The following is a 16,198-nucleotide window of genomic DNA, read 5'->3' on the forward strand; positions in this document are numbered from 1 at the left end:
ACGCACCAAGGATCTACTTTAGCACAGCTACTCACCTATTGCGTCCCGCCGAGCTCGAGTTTGCTCGGCACGCGCGGCGAGTTCGCTGGCATCGGGGTACACGATCTCTTCGAGCGACAGTCCGTGTGCGGGCATAACCGTGAACCTGCTTGTTCGTGAGCGTGCGTCACGCAGCTCGATGAGCTCATCGGAATCGATCCGCCCATGGCCGACCGCCACAACTGACCCCACGAGCGCCCGCACCATTGAATGGCAGAAGGCGTCTGCCTCAATTCGTGCCGCGTACGCCTCGTCATCTGTCTCACGCCAATCGAACACCAGCAATTCGCGCACCGAAGTCGCGCCCTCTCTCGCTTTGCAGAACGTCGCGAAGTCTTGCAGTCCGAGCAGTTGCTGCGAAACCTCTTGCATGAGTTCGAGATCAAGCTCGCGCGGCACTTCAGCAGTAAATCTCGCGGTAAGTGGATCTCGGCGCGCGCGCGCCGAACGCACCCGATATTCGTAGCGACGGCGAAGCGCGCCGAAGCGAGCGTCGAATTCCGCCGGTACCTCGTTCACCGAATGAATTGCGATATCGGGTGCGGATCGAGCCAACACCCCATTCAGTCGTCGAGTCATGAGCTGATCAAATGTCTGCACAGCTCCACCTGCTCGCTGGCTCCCACCCCACTTTGCGAACTGGTCGTGTGTCACATCGATGTGCGCAACCTGGCCTCGCGCGTGCACGCCAGCGTCGGTGCGTCCCCCGACAGTAAGCCTCACTCCCCCGGGCTCGGCGCGAAGCAGAGTCTCAAGTGCTGTTTCGATCTCGCCCTGTACGGTTCGCAGACCTGGTTGCACCGCCCACCCTGAGAAATCAGTGCCGTCATAGGCGAGGTCGAGTCTCAGACGGCGCGTTTTCACATGTCAATTCTGTCAGACCGACCGAAGCCAAGGGTAAAGCCACTAAAACGCAACTGTGCCCCGCAGGACAAACCTTGCGGGGCACAGTTGCTATTGCTCGGAAAGACTTACTCAGCCTTCTCCTCAGCAGCTTCCTCTGCGGGAGCCTCTGCTGCTTCTTCAGCAGGAGCTTCCTCAGCAGCTGCCTCTTCTTCGACCGGCGCCTCTTCGACTGCCTCAGCCTTCGGCTCTTCAGCCTTTGCTGCAGCCTTCTTTGGCTTCGGGTTCACTGGCTCGAGTACGAGCTCGATGACTGCGAGAGGCGCGTTGTCGCCCTTGCGGAAACCAGTCTTGATGATGCGGGTGTAGCCACCTTCGCGGTTCTCAACAAGCGGTGCGATCTCGGTGAAGAGCTCGTGCACGACCGACTTGTCGAGAATCTGGCGCATGACGCGACGACGTGCAGAAAGGTCTCCGCGCTTCGCAAAGGTTACGAGACGCTCGGCGACTGGCTGCAGACGCTTTGCCTTTGTCTCGGTGGTCTGGATTCGCTTGTGCTCGAACAGCTGAGATGCCATCTGGTTGAGCATGAGGCGCTCGTGAGCGGGGCCGCCTCCGAGGCGGGCGCCCTTTGTGGGCTTGGGCATGTGTGTACTCCTGTTGGTGTGCGATCAACGGCGACGCCGGATCGTTAGTTTGCGTCGTCCTCGTAGCTGTAGAAGTTGGTTCCGTCGAAGCCGGGAACCGCGTCCTTGAGCGAGAGGCCCATCTCGGCGAGCTTATCGCGCACCTCGAATACGGACTTCTGGCCGAAGTTACGAATGTTCATGAGCTGGGCTTCCGAAAGCGCAACAAGTTCGCTCACGGTGTTGATGCCCTCGCGCTTGAGGCAGTTGTAGCTGCGGACCGAAAGGTCGAGGTCTTCGATCGGAATCGAAAGTTCGCCTTCGGCTGCAACCTCAACCGGTGCTGGGCCAATCTCGACACCCTCAGCTGCAGTGTTCAACTCGCGAGCAAGACCGAAGAGTTCAACCAGCGTGGAGCCAGCAGAGGCGATTGCATCACGAGGTGAAATAGCGGGCTTGGTCTCAACGTCAACCACAAGGCGGTCGAAGTCGGTGCGCTCACCGGCACGAGTTGCCTCGACACGGTAGGTCACCTTGAGAACGGGCGAGTAGATCGAGTCAACCGGAATGCGGCCAACTTCAGCATCGTCGTTTCGGTTCTGCGCTGCTGAGACGTACCCACGTCCACGCTCGATGGTGAGCTCGAGTTCGAACTGCGCATCGTCGCCGAGAGTTGCAATTACGAGCTCTGGGTTGTGAACCTCGACACCTGCTGGTGCGGAGATATCAGCAGCTGTAACCTCGCCTGAACCGGTCTTACGCAGGTACGCGGTGATCGGCTCATCGTGCTCGCTTGAGACCACGAGGCCCTTGATGTTCAGGATGATCTCAGTGACATCTTCGGTGACACCGGGGATCGTGGTGAACTCGTGAGCTACTCCCTCGAAGCGAACGCTGGTAACAGCGGCGCCGGGGATCGACGAGAGCAGCGTACGACGGAGCGAGTTACCGAGCGTGTAGCCGAAGCCGGGCTCGAGGGGCTCGATCGAGAAGCGCGAGCGGTACTCGGAGATTGATTCTTCAGTCAGAGTGGGGCGCTGTGCAATGAGCACTTTGTTAGTTCCTTTCGCTGGAGTCCGCTATATGACTCATGCGGTAAGAGGGTGTTGGGAACGATCCGACAGGACCAGCGGCCCTGCCGGTGCTGCGCTGACGAACGCCAGCGCAGCAAAAAGACTCAAACGCGACGACGCTTGGGTGGGCGGCAGCCGTTGTGCGTCTGCGGTGTGACATCGTTGATCGATCCGACCTCGAGGCCAGCGGCCTGAAGTGAGCGGATGGCCGTCTCGCGTCCCGAGCCGGGACCCTTAACGAACACGTCGACCTTCTTCATGCCGTGCTCTTGCGCCTTGCGCGCCGCAGACTCAGCGGCAAGCTGAGCGGCGAACGGGGTCGACTTACGTGAACCCTTGAAGCCGACGCCACCTGATGAGGCCCAGCTGATTACGGCACCGGTCGAATCGGTGATGGAAACGATGGTGTTGTTGAACGTCGACTTAATGTGGGCCTGGCCCGCGACGACATTCTTCTTATCTTTGCGACGTGGCTTGCGCGCCGCCTGCTTAGGTGCAGCCATTGGGTATTCTCCTGAAAACTCTGTGTGATGGTCGGTGGGTACCGGAGTTACTTCTTCTTACCGGCGACGGTACGCTTCGGTCCCTTACGGGTACGCGCGTTCGTCTTTGTGCGCTGACCATGCACTGGCAGACCACGGCGGTGGCGGAGACCTTGGTAGCTGCCAATTTCGACCTTGCGGCGAATGTCTGCTGCTACCTCACGGCGGAGGTCACCCTCAACCTTGAAGTTGGCCTCGATGTGATCGCGAAGCTGAACGAGCTGCTCGTCAGTCAGATCCTTGACGCGGACATTGCCGTCGATCCCGGTATCAGCGAGTGTCTTGAGCGCGCTCGTGCGACCAACGCCATAAATATAAGTGAGCGCAATCTCTACGCGCTTGTCGCGCGGGATGTCTACGCCTGCAATACGTGCCATGCTTGGCTCTCCTTGCGGATTGGTGGAGGTGTGGTGCGCATCGGGGGATCGGGCCTCCGCCCGAGGTGTCCTCCAGTTAGCCTGGATTCTTCGATGCGCTGGTGTGTTATTGAATTATTGAATCTGCATGCGCCACAAGGGCGCAAAGAGTTATCCCTGACGCTGCTTGTGACGGGGGTTGCTCTTGCAGATCACCATGACGCGGCCGTGACGGCGGATCACCTTGCAGTGATCGCAGATTGGCTTGACGCTTGGCTGGACCTTCATGTTGTTTCCTTAGCGGTTCGCTGTCCTCGTACTTACGGATTGCCGCAAGCCGTTACTTCCCAATGAGCGCAGTCGAGCGTCTACTTGTAGCGGTAGACGATGCGACCACGGGTCAGATCGTACGGGGTCAGTTCTACGATCACGCGGTCTCCTGGAAGGATGCGGATGTAGTGCTGACGCATCTTTCCCGAGATGTGCGCGAGCACTTTGTGACCGTTGGTCAACTCAACCCGGAACATTGCGTTCGGGAGAGCCTCTGCGACCTGGCCCTCAATCTCGATGACGCCGTCTTTCTTCGCCATAGCCTCACTTATGCTTACTTTGAATCATCAGTCGTGCGAATGCCAACACCGATTTCGCAAACGCGAAAACAGGCGCAAAGCACCAAGGGACAACACTACCCCTGTAATTGCGTTTTGTAAAGTCGCGCTATGGAATCGGAACCGGCGTGATTCCGAGGGGTGCGAGCCCCTCTGCCCCACCATCTTCGGCCGTGAGTACCCAGATACCGCGCTCATGCACCGCAACGCTGTGTTCCCACTGGGCACTCATCGACCCATCAGCAATGGTTACGGTCCAATCGTCGTCCTGAATCACGGTTTCGATTGTGCCTGCGGAGATAATTGGTTCGATAGCAACGACAAGCCCAGGTTTCACTTCAGGCCCACGCTTTGCCACCGGCACATTAAAGACTTGCGGGTCTTCATGCATGCTTCGCCCGATACCGTGCCCAATGTAATCCTCGAGCACATTAAAGTCGCTGTGCTTGCGCACGTAGGCCGAAACCGATTCACCCACTTCATTGAGGTGTTCGGCGCGGGCGAGTCGTGCAATACCGTGCCACATTGCCTGCTCCGTGACATCAGAGAGCAACTGGTTAGCAGCTGAGATCTCAGGTCGCGCCTCGTCAGCAAGAGCTACGGTGATCGCAGCATCGCTGTTCCAACCGTTTATCACGGCGCCAACATCTAGAGAAACGATGTCACCCGCCTTGAGCGGCTGCTCATTCGGAATTGAATGAACGACGTCGGCATTCACGTTGGCACAGATAGTGTGGCGGTAACCGGGCTCGAGCATGAAATTGGGTGCTCCCCCGAGCGAGCGGATCGCGTCTTCAGCGATTGCATCAAGTGCGAGCGTGGTGATTCCAGGGCGGATCGCCTCACGCATCGCACGTAGCGCTGCAACGGCCGCGAGACCGGGCTCTACCATCAGCCGAAGCTGTGCGGGAGACTTATAAATCGACTTCCGCAGGAATCCACGTCGCGCCACGTCTATCGACCAAGCTTTGCTGTCAGCCCGTCGGATATACGCTGTGCAACCTCATCTATCTCACCGAGGCCGTTAACACGCACCAAGATGCCTCGTTCCTCGAAGAGTTCGACGAGTGGAAGCGTCTGTTCGGCGTAGACGTCTTGGCGGTGACGAATTACTTCCTCGGTATCGTCGGCGCGACCTTCGAGTTCGGCGCGCTTCAGAAGACGCGCCACTACTTCGTCAGTATCTGCTTCAAGAAGTAGCACAGCGTTAAGCGAGTCGCCCTGCACCATTTCTTCAAGAGCCTGCACCTGCTCGACGTTACGCGGGTAACCGTCGAGAAGATACCCTGAAACCGCATCATCCTGGTTCAACCGGTCCCGAACAATCTCGTTCGTGAGCGAGTCTGGAACGAGTTCCCCGCTCTCAATGATCGCCTGGACCTGCTTACCGAGTTCAGTCTGGCCTTTGATATTCGCTCGGAAGATATCTCCGGTAGAAATCGCTGGAATTCCGTAGTGTTCGGCAATTCGCGTGGCCTGGGTTCCCTTGCCTGCGCCGGGAGGACCAATGATGAGGAGTCGGGTTACTGTCACTTAAGGAGCCCTTCGTAGTGACGCTGTTGCAGCTGCGCGTCGATTTGCTTTACGGTCTCGAGGCCAACACCGACAATAATCAGAATCGATGCACCTCCGAATGGGAAGTTCTGGTTTGCCCCAAAGAACGAGAGGGCAATGAGCGGAATCAGTGCAACGATACCCAGGTAGAGAGAACCGGCGCTCGTAATCCGAGTCAAGACGTAGTTGAGGTATTCAGCAGTTGGTCGGCCCGCACGAATACCCGGAATGAAGCCGCTGTATTTCTTCATATTGTCAGCAACTTCTTCAGGGTTGAAGGTGATCTGAACGTAGAAGAAGGTGAAGCCGACAGTGAGCACGAAGAACACAAGCATGTAGAGCGGCTGATCGCCATACACGAGGTTGTTCTGCACCCACACGACCCAAGGCTGTGGCTCTTCGCCGGCCTTCGGCTGATTGAACTGCGCGATAAGCATCGGGAGGTACAGGATCGCTGACGCGAAGATGACCGGGATCACGCCAGCCATGTTCACCTTGATCGGAATATAGGTACTCGAACCGCCATATGTGCGGCGCCCAACAACACGCTTCGCATACTGAACCGGGATACGACGCTGTGACTGCTCAACGTATACAACGGCTGTCATCACGACAAGTCCGACCGCAATAACGAAGAAGAAGATCTCCCAGCCGCGCTGCTCCTGGATAACCCAAAGGGCGCTTGGGAAGGTTGCTGCGATCGAGGTGAAAATGAGCAGCGACATGCCATTGCCAATGCCACGTTCGGTGATGAGCTCGCCGAACCACATGATGAGGCCGGTACCCGCGGTCATCGTGATGATCATGATGAGGATCGCCCACCACTCTTGAGCGACGAGGTTTTGGCAGGCCTGGTTGGCCGAGGTGCCAAACAGTTGACCTGAACGAGCGACAGTGATCAGTGTGGTCGACTGCAACACCGCGAGTGCGATGGTGAGGTAACGAGTGTACTGGGTGAGTTTTGCCTGACCAGCCTGGCCTTCTTTATGAAGGGTCTCGAAGTGCGGAATCACAACTCGGAGAAGCTGGGTAATAATCGAGGCCGTAATGTACGGCATGATGCCAAGCGCAAAGATCGAGAGTTGCAGCAGTGCACCACCGCTGAACAGGTTGACCATGTCGTAGAGGCCGGCCGTGCCGCCTCCCTGGTTCGACGCGAGGCAGGCCTGCACATTATTGAAGTCAACAAACGGAGTTGGCACGAACGATCCGAGTCGGAACAACGCGACAATACCGAGCGTGAACACAATCTTCCGACGGAGGTCGGGTGTGCGGAAGATACGTCCGATGGCTCTGAACAAAACTCAGCCTCCTGGGTATTTCGCCGGATTCGTTCCGGCGAGGAGCAACTAGACCAGCCTACACGCGATGCGGGGCCAGCAAGATACAAGAAGGGGGTGTGGAGAGCCCGCGGGCACTCCACACCCCCTTCTCAATCAAGCATTGCTCGAATGAGTTACTTTACTTCTCCGCCGGCTGCGACGATCTTCTGCTCTGCTGAGCTCGAGACCTTATCGACCTGCACGGAAAGCTTGACCTTCAGGTCGCCGTTGCCCAGCACCTTGACAGGCTGGTTCTTGCGCACGGCGCCCTTTTCGACGAGCGCCTCGACGGTGACATCGCCACCCTTGGGGAACAGCTCTTCAAGCTTCGCCACGTTCACGACCTGGTACTCAGTGCGGAACGGGTTCTTGAACCCGCGCAGCTTCGGAGTACGCATGTGAAGCGGCATCTGGCCACCTTCGAAGCCGGCCTTGACCTGGTAGCGCGCCTTGGTGCCCTTGGTGCCGCGACCTGCGGTCTTACCCTTGGACGCCTCACCGCGACCCACGCGGGTCTTTGCAGTCTTCGAACCGGGAGCTGGGCGGAGGTGGTGTGCCTTCAGCACCTCACCGCGCTCTTCATTCTTCTCGCTCATGCGTCGACCTCCTCGACCTGGACCAGGTGAGCCACCGCACGAATGTATCCACGGTTTGCAACGGTATCTTCGCGAACGACCGACTGGCCGATCTTCTTGAGACCGAGGCTCCGCAGCGTATCGCGCTGATTCTGCTTCTCGCTGATCACTGACTTCGTCTGCGTAATCTTCAGGCTCTTTGACTTAGCCATTACGCACCTGCCTTTGCCTTCGCGGCAGCGTCGGCCGCAGCCTTCGCCTCAGCGCGCACGAGGCGAGCCGGGGCGACGCGGTCGAAGTCAAGGCCACGGCGAGCTGCTACGGAGCGGGGCTCCTCGAGCTGCCTCAGCGCCTCAACGGTCGCGTGCACAATGTTCAGAGTGTTCGATGAACCGAGCGACTTGCTCAGCACATCGTGGATACCAGCGCACTCGAGTACGGCGCGAACTGGGCCACCGGCGATAACACCGGTACCTGCTGCTGCCGGACGGAGCAGCACGACGCCTGCAGCGGCCTCGCCCTGCACCGGGTGCGGGATGGTGTTCGCAACACGTGGTACGCGGAAGAAGTTCTTCTTGGCCTCTTCGACGCCCTTCGAGATTGCGAGTGGAACTTCCTTCGCCTTGCCGTAGCCAACACCCACGGTGCCATTGCCATCGCCCACCACGACAAGCGCGGTGAAGCTGAAGCGACGGCCGCCCTTGACGACCTTCGACACACGGTTGATGGTAACGACGCGCTCGAGGAACTGGCTTTCCGAGCGGTCACGACCGCCACGCTCGTTGCGAGTACCGCGATCGCGGCTGCCGCGACGCTGTTCGCGGGGCTCGCTGCGGTGATCGGTAGCCTGCGCCTCAGCGGCTGGAGCCTCGTTCTGAGCCTCAGCAGTCACTTCCTGCTCCTTCGTTTCGTTGCTCACAGGGTCAGACCCCCTTCGCGAGCGCCGTCGGCGATCGCTGCGACACGGCCTGCGTAGCGGCTGCCGCCGCGGTCAAAGACGACAGCGGTAACGCCAGCGCCCTTTGCACGCTCGGCGACGAGCTCGCCAACCTTGCGTGCCTTAGCGGTCTTGTCTCCCTCGAATACGCGAAGATCAGCTTCCATCGTCGAAGCAGAAGCCACGGTGTGGCCCTTTGAATCGTCGATGACCTGAACGAACACATGACGCGAAGAGCGAGTCACAACGAGACGTGGACGCGCCTCGGTGCCGACAATCTTCTTGCGCAGGCGGGCGTGGCGGCGAACGCGCGCAGCCGAACGGCCCTTTGCACGGGTGATGTTAGCGGCCATGGTTACTTACCAGCCTTTCCAGCCTTGCGGCGAACGTTCTCGCCCGCATAGCGGATGCCCTTGCCCTTGTAGGGTTCTGGCTTCTTCAGCTTGCGGATGTTCGCGGCAGCCTCACCGACTGCCTGCTTTGAGATACCGCTGACGGTGATCTTGTTTGCACCCTCAACTGAGAGTGTGATGCCCTCAGGGGCGTCGTAGGTCACTGGGTGAGAGAAACCAAGTGCGAGCTCAAGGCCAGCACCCTTCTGCTGCACGCGGTAACCGGTGCCAACAACCTCGAGCGACTTCGAGTAGCCCTCGGTCACACCAATAATGTTGTTGTTGATGAGCGTGCGGGTCAGACCGTGCAGCGCTCGGGACTCACGCTCGTCGTCGGGACGGCTGACCTGGATCTGGCCATCTTCAACGGTTGCGCGAATCGGCTCGGCAATAACGAGCGACAGCTCGCCCTTCGAACCCTTGACCGTGACCTGCTGGCCATCGATCTTTACATCTACACCACCAGGAACGGTGATGGGAAGCTTTCCAATACGTGACATGACGACTTACCACACGTAGGCGAGCACTTCGCCGCCGACGCCCTTCTGCTCAGCCTCGCGGTCGGTCAACAGACCTGAGGAAGTGGACAGGATCGCGATGCCAAGACCACCGAGAACGCTCGGGAGTTCGGTCGAGCCCGCGTAAACGCGGAGACCTGGCTTGGACACGCGCTTCAGGCCTTCAATCGAAGGCTCGCGGTTCGGGCCGTACTTCAGCGTCATTGAAAGGGTCGTGCCAACGCGTGCTGGCTCTACCTTCCAGTCAGCAATGTAACCCTCACGCTTGAGGATCTCGGCGATCCGCTCCTTCAGCTTTGAGCCGGGAAGCGAAACGTCGTCATGATGTGCGCTATTTGCATTGCGCAACCGGGTGAGCATATCTGCTACCGGATCAGTCATCGTCATGAGTGACTCTACTTTCTCGCCTGGTATCGATAGCTGTTACACAACTACCGACCTGGGTGACACGCGAACTGGGTGCCCGGAACTCCGGGCACCCGATCCGCTTGGACTATTTAGTTATCTGCCTTGAACGGGAAGCCGAGCGCACGAAGCAGCGCGCGACCTTCGTCGTCGTTGGTGGCGGTGGTCACGATAGTGATATCGAATCCACGCACGCGATCAATCTTATCCTGATCGATCTCGTGGAACACACTCTGCTCGGTCAAACCGAAGGTGTAGTTGCCCGCACCGTCGAACTGCTTTGCCGAAAGTCCGCGGAAGTCACGGATACGAGGCAGAGCAAGTGTGATCAGACGATCAAGGAATTCCCACGCACGATCGCCACGAAGTGTGACGTGTGCGCCGATTGCCTGACCCTCACGAAGCTTAAACTGCGCAATCGACTTGCGTGCGAGTGTAACCTTCGGCTTCTGACCGGTGATCTTCACGAGGTCAGCGATTGCGCCCTCGATCACCTTGCTGTCACGGGCAGCTTCACCAACACCAGTGTTCACAACGATCTTCACGAGACCTGGAACCTGCATGATGTTTGCGTAGTTGAACTCCTCGCGGAGTGCCGGAACAATGTCGGCCCGGTACTTCTGCTTGAGGCGCGGCTGGATTTTGCCAGCAGCTACAGCAGTCTCAGTCATTAGAGGTCCTTCCCAGACTTCTTTGCGTAGCGCACGCGGACGGTCTTCTTCTTGCCGTCCTTCTCGATCTCCTCGACGCGGATACCAACGCGAGTTGGCTTCTTCGTCGACGGATCAATGAGTGCGACATTCGACACATGGATTGGAGCCTCAACAGTCTCGAGGCCACCCTCCTTTGCGCCGCGGTCGGACTGGCCGACGCGCACGTGCTTGGTTACGTAGTTAACGCCTTCGACGACCAGACGGTCAGTCTCAGTGAAAACCTCGATGACACGACCCTGTTTGCCACGGTATCCACCGCGCTCCTGAGTCGGGCCCGAGATGACCTCTACAAGGTCACCCTTCTTGATCTTTGCAGCCATAAGGGCTAGATCACCTCCGGTGCGAGCGAGACGATCTTCATGAACTTCTTGTCGCGAAGCTCACGGCCAACCGGACCGAAGATACGGGTGCCGCGAGGCTCCCCGTCTGCCTTCAGAATAACGGCGGCATTCTCGTCGAAACTGATGTACGAACCGTCAGCGCGACGGGTCGACTTGCGAGTACGAACGACGACTGCCTTGACGACATCGCCCTTCTTCACGTTTCCACCGGGGATTGCGTCCTTAACGGTTGCAACAATGGTGTCTCCAACGCCTGCGTAGCGGCGCTTCGATCCCCCGAGGACACGGATAGTGAGCAACTCCTTGGCGCCGGTGTTATCGGCCACCTTGAGTCGTGATTCCTGCTGAAGCACTTAGTAACTCCTTCACTCAGTAAGCGCGAGGCTTACTTAGCCTTCTCGAGGATCTCAACGAGACGCCAGCGCTTCGAAGCACTCAGCGGACGAGTCTCGTGGATGAGCACGAGATCGCCGATACCCGCGGTGTTCAGCTCATCATGAGCCTTCACCTTCGTTGAGCGTCGAAGAACCTTTCCGTAAAGCGGGTGCTTCACGCGGTCCTCAACCTCGACAACGATGGTCTTTTCCATCTTGTCGCTGACAACATAGCCACGGCGAGCCTTACGGTAGCCGCGCTGTTCCTTCTCGACCTCAGCCATATTTAGGCCTCCTTCGTTTCAGCGGCGGCATCCGCCTGCTCGGACTTCTTGGTGGTGGACTTCTTTCCGGAAGCCTTCTTCGCTGGAGCCGCAACCGGAGTGATCCGAATGCCGAGCTCACGCTCGCGAAGAACTGTGTAAATGCGTGCAATATCGCGCTTCACCTGGCGTACACGCCCGTGGTTTTCGAGCTGGCCAGTGGCCGACTGAAAACGCAGGTTGAAGAGCTCGGCCTTTGCCTTCTTGAGTTCTTCAGCGAGACGCTCGTTCTCAAAGCTGTCGAGCTCGGTGATGGCCAGTTCCTTGGTACCGATCGCCATTACGCGTCGCCCTCCTCACGCTTGATAATGCGGGCCTTGAGGGGCAGCTTGTGGATCGCGCGGGTCATAGCCTCGCGTGCGAGCTGCTCTTCGACACCGGCGACCTCGAAGAGGACGCGGCCCGGCTTGACATTGGCGACCCACCACTCAGGCGAACCCTTACCTGAACCCATGCGGGTTTCAGCAGGCTTCTTTGTGAGCGGACGGTCTGGGTAAATGTTGATCCACACCTTGCCACCGCGCTTGATGTGACGGGTCATCGCGATACGAGCGGACTCGATCTGACGGTTCGTCACGTAAGCGGGGGTAAGCGCCTGAATACCGAAATCACCGAATGCGACCTTGTTGCCGCCCTTCGACTGACCGCTGCGGCTCGGGTGGTGCTGCTTGCGGTACTTGACTCGACGGGGAATAAGCATGGTTACTTCTCCGCTCCTGCTGCAGCAGGTGCAGCCTCGGCCTGTGCACCACGGGGTGCACGGCGGCGATCGCCACGTTCGCGCGACGGCTTCTGAGCCGCCTGCTCACGTGCGAGTTCCTTATTCGTGAGGTCGCCCTTGTAGATCCAAACCTTCACGCCGATGCGGCCGAAGGTGGTCTTTGCCTCGTAGAAACCGTAATCGATGTTTGCGCGCAGGGTGTGCAGTGGCACACGCCCTTCGCGGTAGAACTCCGAACGGCTCATCTCGGCACCGCCGAGGCGGCCTGAGACCTGGATACGAACGCCCTTGGCACCAGCGCGCTGAGCACCCTGGAGGCCCTTACGCATTGCGCGACGGAATGCAACACGAGCAGCAAGCTGCTCTGCAATGCCCTGTGCAACGAGCTGAGCGTCAGCCTCAGGGTTCTTCACCTCGAGGATGTTGAGCTGGATCTGCTTACCGGTGAGCTTCTCGAGGTCAGCGCGAATGCGCTCAGCCTCTGCTCCGCGGCGGCCAATCACAATACCCGGACGGGCGGTGTGAATGTCGACGCGAACACGGTCACGGGTGCGCTCGATCTCTACGCGGGAAACGCCAGCGCGGTCGAGCGACTCGGTGAGGTGCTGACGGATCTTGATGTCCTCGGCGAGATAGTCAGCGTAACGCTGGCCCTTCTTCGTCGAGTCCGAGAACCAGCGCGACACATGGTCGGTGGTGATCCCGAGGCGGAAGCCGTAGGGATGAATCTTCTGGCCCATACCTAGGCTCCCTTCTTGGCGGCTGCAAGCTCATCAGCGGTCTGAAGAACGACCGTGATGTGGCTGGTCCGCTTGTTGATACGGAACGCACGGCCCTGAGCGCGGGGGCGGAAACGCTTGAGCGTTGCACCCTCGTCGACAAAGGCACGGGCGATGACGAGCTCGTCTTCGTTGAGACGCAGATTCTCTTTGTCAGCCTTTACACGCGCATTCGCGATCGCCGAAGCGACGAGCTTGAATACGGGCTCTGCAGCTGCCTGCGGTGCGAACTTCAGGATGGCAAGTGCTTCCTGTACGTTCTTTCCGCGAACGAGGTCTACGACGCGACGGGCCTTCTGGGGGGTGATGCGGATATGACGCACGCGGGCGATCGACTCCACCATTTCTCTTCCTCCTTCACGTCACCGCGTTAGCGGCGACGGCCCTTCTTGTCGTCCTTCACGTGACCGCGGAAGGTACGAGTCGGTGCAAATTCACCGAGCTTGTGACCGACCATGGTCTCCGTGACGAATACGGGGATGTGCTTGCGACCATCGTGAACTGCGATGGTGTGGCCCAGCATCGCTGGGATGATCATCGAACGGCGTGACCAAGTCTTGATCACGTTCTTTGAACCAGCTTCGTTCTGTGCAACAACCTTGCCAAGCAGGTGGTTGTCGACGAAGGGGCCCTTCTTGAGACTACGTGGCATCTTCTGCTCCTTACCTTCCTGCTAGCGCTTCTTGTTTCCGGATGGACGACGACGAACGATGAGCTTGTCGCTTTCCTTATTCGGATGACGCGTGCGGCCTTCTTTCTGACCCCACGGGCTGACCGGGTGACGACCACCCGAGGTGCGGCCTTCGCCACCACCGTGTGGGTGATCCACTGGGTTCATGACAACGCCACGAACGGTCGGGCGAACGCCCTTCCAGCGCAAACGACCGGCCTTGCCCCAGCTGATGTTCGACTGCTCAGCGTTACCCACTTCGCCGATGGTCGCGCGGCAGCGCGCATCGACGTTGCGGATCTCACCCGAGGGGAGACGCAGCTGAGCGTAGGGGCCGTCCTTCGCGACGAGACGAACTGACGCGCCTGCGGAGCGTGCCATTTTGGCGCCGCCACCGGGCTTGAGCTCGATCGCGTGCACAACGGTACCCGTAGGAATGTTGCGCAGCGGAAGGTTGTTGCCTGGCTTGATGTCAGCATTCGGACCCGACTCAACAACGTCGCCCTGGTTCAGCTTGTTCGGAGCCAGGATGTAACGCTTGGTGCCGTCAACGAAGTGCAGCAGCGCAATGCGCGCGGTGCGGTTCGGATCGTACTCGATGTGAGCAACCTTGGCGTTCACGCCGTCTTTGTCATTGCGACGGAAGTCGATGACGCGGTACTGGCGCTTGTGGCCACCGCCGATGTGGCGAGTGGTGATGCGGCCCTGGTTGTTGCGGCCACCCGTCTTAGGGAGCGGGCGGAGCAGCGACTTCTCAGGGGTCGAACGGGTGATTTCAGCGAAATCAGCAACGCTCGATCCGCGACGACCCGGGGTCGTCGGCTTGTACTTGCGAATAGCCATAGTGTGTTCCTTTTCGCCCCTTCTACAGCGCAGCCGTGAAGATGTCGATGGAGCCCGACTTCAGCTTGACGATGGCGCGCTTGGTGTCCTTGCGCTTGCCTGTGCCAAACTTCGTGCGGCGGGTCTTGCCCTTGCGGCTCAGCGTGTTGATCTTTGAGACCTTCACACCGAATACCTGCTCGATAGCGAGCTTGATCTCGGTCTTCGAAGCGGTCGGTGCTACCTCAAAGGTGTACTGACCATTTGCGTCGATGAGACCGTAGCTCTTCTCAGAGACGATCGGGCGGATGATGACGTCGTGTGCAGACTTGTTCAAGCTCACTTCGTGTCCTCCTTAGCGGCGCGACCGGCGACGAACGCGTCGAAGGCCGCCTTGGTGAAGACGAGATCGTCGCTGACAACCACGTCGTATGCATTGAGCTGATCGTGGAACAGCACGTGAACGTTCTGAAGATTACGAACGCTGAGCACGGTGGTCTCGTCGTCGCGGTCAACGACCACAACTACGCGATTGCCTGGAGCGACAGACGCGAGGAAATCGCGAGCAGTCTTTGTCGAAGGCTTTTCACCGATGCCGAAGCCTTCAACAACGTGCAAACGGTTCGCGCGAGCGCGGTCCGAGAGTACGCCACTGAGAGCAGCAGCAATCATCTTCTTGGGGGTGCGCTGCGAGTAATCGCGTGGCACCGGCCCGTGAACAATGCCGCCACCGCGGTGCTGCGGCATGCGAACCGAGCCCTGACGCGCGCGGCCAGTGCCCTTCTGCTTGAACGGCTTTACGCCCGAACCTGAGCGCTCGCCACGGGTCTTGGTCTTGTGGGTGCCCTGACGCGCAGCAGCAAGCTGTGCGGTGACCACCTGGTGGATCAGCGGAATATTGGTCTCGACGCCGAAGAGCGCTTCAGGAAGGTCAACCGACCCAGCCTTCTTGCCCTGTGCATCGAAAACTTCGAGCTTGGTAGCAGTAGCCATGAACTACGCCCCCTTCACTGCGTTGCGAACGAATACGAGACGACCGCGAGCTCCGGGAACTGCACCCTTAACAAGGATGAGACCCTTCTCTGCGTCGACGGCCTGCACAACGAGGTTCTGCACGGTAACGCGATCGCCGCCCATGCGACCAGCCATACGCTGGCCACGGAATACGCGACCCGGGGTAGCTGCGCCACCAATCGAGCCGGGCTTGCGGTGGTTACGGTGAGCACCGTGCGATGCTGAAACGCCCTTGAAGTTGTGGCGCTTCATGGTACCGGCGAAGCCCTTACCCTTCGAGGTTCCGACGACGTCGATCTTCTGACCGGCTTCGAAGGTGCCCTCAAGCGTGAGCTCCTGGCCGAGTGTGTACTCAGCAGCATCTGCGGTGCGAACCTCAGTGAGGTGACGGCGAGGGGTGACCCCTGCCTTCTCGAAGTGGCCAGCGGAAGGCTTGTTCACCTTGCGCGGATCAATCGCGCCCGCTGCGATCTGCACGGCGCTGTAGCCGTCGACCTCGGGGGTGCGGATCTGGGTAACCACGTTCGGAGCTACCTCAATGACAGTGACGGGAACGACGTTGCCGTTCTCATCCCAAACCTGCGTCATACCGAGCTTGGTGCCCAGGAGACCCTTTACATTGCGTACTGCAGTCATGTTCCGGAATCCCCC

At 59.2% G+C, this 16,198-nt stretch carries 29 protein-coding genes; all 29 read right to left on the bottom strand.

Annotated features, from left to right (window positions below; translation table 11 throughout):
• Positions 1–27: 27 nt before the first annotated feature.
• The 29 genes from truA to rplC all read right to left on the bottom strand — a co-directional run bounded on the left by truA (position 28) and on the right by rplC (position 16,183).
• Positions 28–903: a tRNA pseudouridine(38-40) synthase TruA gene (truA, locus tag H9L06_RS04085; RefSeq protein WP_187555970.1), complete on the bottom strand. Its 876-nt coding sequence runs from the start codon at positions 901–903 to the stop codon at positions 28–30.
• Between the two features lie 107 nt (positions 904–1,010).
• Complete coding sequence (gene rplQ, locus H9L06_RS04090) at positions 1,011–1,529, bottom strand: 50S ribosomal protein L17 (protein WP_187555971.1); 519 nt, start codon at positions 1,527–1,529, stop codon at positions 1,011–1,013.
• Between the two features lie 44 nt (positions 1,530–1,573).
• Positions 1,574–2,560: a DNA-directed RNA polymerase subunit alpha gene (locus tag H9L06_RS04095; RefSeq protein WP_187555972.1), complete on the bottom strand. Its 987-nt coding sequence runs from the start codon at positions 2,558–2,560 to the stop codon at positions 1,574–1,576.
• A 125-nt stretch (positions 2,561–2,685) separates the two neighbouring features.
• Positions 2,686–3,084, bottom strand: coding sequence for a 30S ribosomal protein S11 (gene rpsK / locus H9L06_RS04100; protein ID WP_187555973.1), 399 nt, complete (start codon positions 3,082–3,084; stop codon positions 2,686–2,688).
• 47 nt (positions 3,085–3,131) lie between these two features.
• Complete coding sequence (rpsM, locus tag H9L06_RS04105; protein WP_187555974.1) at positions 3,132–3,500, bottom strand: 30S ribosomal protein S13; 369 nt, start codon at positions 3,498–3,500, stop codon at positions 3,132–3,134.
• 150 nt (positions 3,501–3,650) lie between these two features.
• Complete coding sequence (rpmJ, locus tag H9L06_RS04110; protein ID WP_084516090.1) at positions 3,651–3,767, bottom strand: 50S ribosomal protein L36; 117 nt, start codon at positions 3,765–3,767, stop codon at positions 3,651–3,653.
• 80 nt (positions 3,768–3,847) lie between these two features.
• Entirely contained in the window at positions 3,848–4,069 is a 222-nt protein-coding gene (gene infA, locus H9L06_RS04115; protein WP_125099095.1) for a translation initiation factor IF-1, read from the bottom strand.
• A gap of 127 nt (positions 4,070–4,196) precedes the next feature.
• Positions 4,197–4,979 carry a type I methionyl aminopeptidase gene (gene map / locus H9L06_RS04120; protein WP_187555975.1) on the bottom strand — a complete coding sequence of 261 codons (783 nt, stop codon included), beginning with the start codon at positions 4,977–4,979 and terminating at the stop codon, positions 4,197–4,199.
• A gap of 62 nt (positions 4,980–5,041) precedes the next feature.
• Positions 5,042–5,620, bottom strand: a complete 579-nt coding sequence (locus tag H9L06_RS04125) for an adenylate kinase (RefSeq protein WP_187555976.1) — start codon at positions 5,618–5,620, stop codon at positions 5,042–5,044.
• Complete coding sequence (secY, locus tag H9L06_RS04130) at positions 5,617–6,942, bottom strand: preprotein translocase subunit SecY (RefSeq protein ID WP_187555977.1); 1,326 nt, start codon at positions 6,940–6,942, stop codon at positions 5,617–5,619. The genes H9L06_RS04125 and secY overlap by 4 nt, the downstream gene beginning before the upstream one ends.
• 155 nt (positions 6,943–7,097) lie before the next feature.
• A complete protein-coding gene (rplO, locus tag H9L06_RS04135; RefSeq protein ID WP_223165214.1) occupies positions 7,098–7,559 on the bottom strand; it encodes a 50S ribosomal protein L15 in 462 nt (153 codons plus the stop codon).
• Positions 7,556–7,750, bottom strand: a complete 195-nt coding sequence (gene rpmD, locus H9L06_RS04140) for a 50S ribosomal protein L30 (RefSeq protein ID WP_187555978.1) — start codon at positions 7,748–7,750, stop codon at positions 7,556–7,558. Before rpmD ends, rplO begins: the two co-directional genes overlap by 4 nt.
• Positions 7,750–8,457 (bottom strand): 30S ribosomal protein S5, encoded by a 708-nt coding sequence (gene rpsE, locus H9L06_RS04145; RefSeq protein WP_187555979.1) that lies wholly within the window; start codon positions 8,455–8,457, stop codon positions 7,750–7,752. Before rpsE ends, rpmD begins: the two co-directional genes overlap by 1 nt.
• Positions 8,454–8,828 carry a 50S ribosomal protein L18 gene (gene rplR, locus H9L06_RS04150; protein WP_187555980.1) on the bottom strand — a complete coding sequence of 125 codons (375 nt, stop codon included), beginning with the start codon at positions 8,826–8,828 and terminating at the stop codon, positions 8,454–8,456. Before rplR ends, rpsE begins: the two co-directional genes overlap by 4 nt.
• Positions 8,829–8,830: 2 nt before the next feature.
• Positions 8,831–9,367, bottom strand: coding sequence for a 50S ribosomal protein L6 (gene rplF, locus H9L06_RS04155; protein ID WP_187555981.1), 537 nt, complete (start codon positions 9,365–9,367; stop codon positions 8,831–8,833).
• 6 nt (positions 9,368–9,373) lie between these two features.
• Complete coding sequence (rpsH, locus tag H9L06_RS04160) at positions 9,374–9,772, bottom strand: 30S ribosomal protein S8 (protein WP_187555982.1); 399 nt, start codon at positions 9,770–9,772, stop codon at positions 9,374–9,376.
• Positions 9,773–9,882: 110 nt separating this feature from the next.
• Complete coding sequence (gene rplE, locus H9L06_RS04165) at positions 9,883–10,461, bottom strand: 50S ribosomal protein L5 (protein WP_187555983.1); 579 nt, start codon at positions 10,459–10,461, stop codon at positions 9,883–9,885.
• A complete protein-coding gene (rplX, locus tag H9L06_RS04170) occupies positions 10,461–10,823 on the bottom strand; it encodes a 50S ribosomal protein L24 (protein ID WP_187555984.1) in 363 nt (120 codons plus the stop codon). Before rplX ends, rplE begins: the two co-directional genes overlap by 1 nt.
• Before the next feature lie 5 nt (positions 10,824–10,828).
• A complete protein-coding gene (gene rplN / locus H9L06_RS04175; RefSeq protein WP_187555985.1) occupies positions 10,829–11,197 on the bottom strand; it encodes a 50S ribosomal protein L14 in 369 nt (122 codons plus the stop codon).
• A 32-nt stretch (positions 11,198–11,229) separates the two neighbouring features.
• Entirely contained in the window at positions 11,230–11,502 is a 273-nt protein-coding gene (gene rpsQ / locus H9L06_RS04180) for a 30S ribosomal protein S17 (protein WP_187555986.1), read from the bottom strand.
• Between the two features lie 2 nt (positions 11,503–11,504).
• The gene (rpmC, locus tag H9L06_RS11890) at positions 11,505–11,822 is read right to left on the bottom strand and encodes a 50S ribosomal protein L29 (protein ID WP_187555987.1); all 318 of its coding nucleotides are present in this window, start codon (positions 11,820–11,822) and stop codon (positions 11,505–11,507) included.
• Positions 11,822–12,241 carry a 50S ribosomal protein L16 gene (gene rplP, locus H9L06_RS04190; protein WP_187555988.1) on the bottom strand — a complete coding sequence of 140 codons (420 nt, stop codon included), beginning with the start codon at positions 12,239–12,241 and terminating at the stop codon, positions 11,822–11,824. The genes rpmC and rplP overlap by 1 nt, the downstream gene beginning before the upstream one ends.
• Before the next feature lie 2 nt (positions 12,242–12,243).
• Positions 12,244–13,002, bottom strand: coding sequence for a 30S ribosomal protein S3 (gene rpsC / locus H9L06_RS04195; RefSeq protein ID WP_187555989.1), 759 nt, complete (start codon positions 13,000–13,002; stop codon positions 12,244–12,246).
• A gap of 2 nt (positions 13,003–13,004) precedes the next feature.
• Positions 13,005–13,385, bottom strand: coding sequence for a 50S ribosomal protein L22 (gene rplV, locus H9L06_RS04200; RefSeq protein WP_187555990.1), 381 nt, complete (start codon positions 13,383–13,385; stop codon positions 13,005–13,007).
• Positions 13,386–13,411: 26 nt separating this feature from the next.
• Complete coding sequence (gene rpsS / locus H9L06_RS04205; protein WP_187555991.1) at positions 13,412–13,693, bottom strand: 30S ribosomal protein S19; 282 nt, start codon at positions 13,691–13,693, stop codon at positions 13,412–13,414.
• A 21-nt stretch (positions 13,694–13,714) separates the two neighbouring features.
• Entirely contained in the window at positions 13,715–14,554 is an 840-nt protein-coding gene (rplB, locus tag H9L06_RS04210; protein ID WP_187555992.1) for a 50S ribosomal protein L2, read from the bottom strand.
• 22 nt (positions 14,555–14,576) lie between these two features.
• Positions 14,577–14,876: a 50S ribosomal protein L23 gene (rplW, locus tag H9L06_RS04215; protein WP_187555993.1), complete on the bottom strand. Its 300-nt coding sequence runs from the start codon at positions 14,874–14,876 to the stop codon at positions 14,577–14,579.
• A complete protein-coding gene (gene rplD, locus H9L06_RS04220) occupies positions 14,873–15,526 on the bottom strand; it encodes a 50S ribosomal protein L4 (RefSeq protein ID WP_187555994.1) in 654 nt (217 codons plus the stop codon). Before rplD ends, rplW begins: the two co-directional genes overlap by 4 nt.
• Positions 15,527–15,529: 3 nt before the next feature.
• On the bottom strand, positions 15,530–16,183 hold the full coding sequence (gene rplC, locus H9L06_RS04225; RefSeq protein ID WP_187555995.1) for a 50S ribosomal protein L3: 654 nt from the start codon (positions 16,181–16,183) through the stop codon (positions 15,530–15,532).
• Between the last annotated feature and the right edge of the window lie 15 nt (positions 16,184–16,198).

The sequence above is a fragment of the Leucobacter denitrificans genome (assembly GCF_014396385.1).
Lineage (GTDB): Bacteria > Actinomycetota > Actinomycetes > Actinomycetales > Microbacteriaceae > Leucobacter > Leucobacter denitrificans.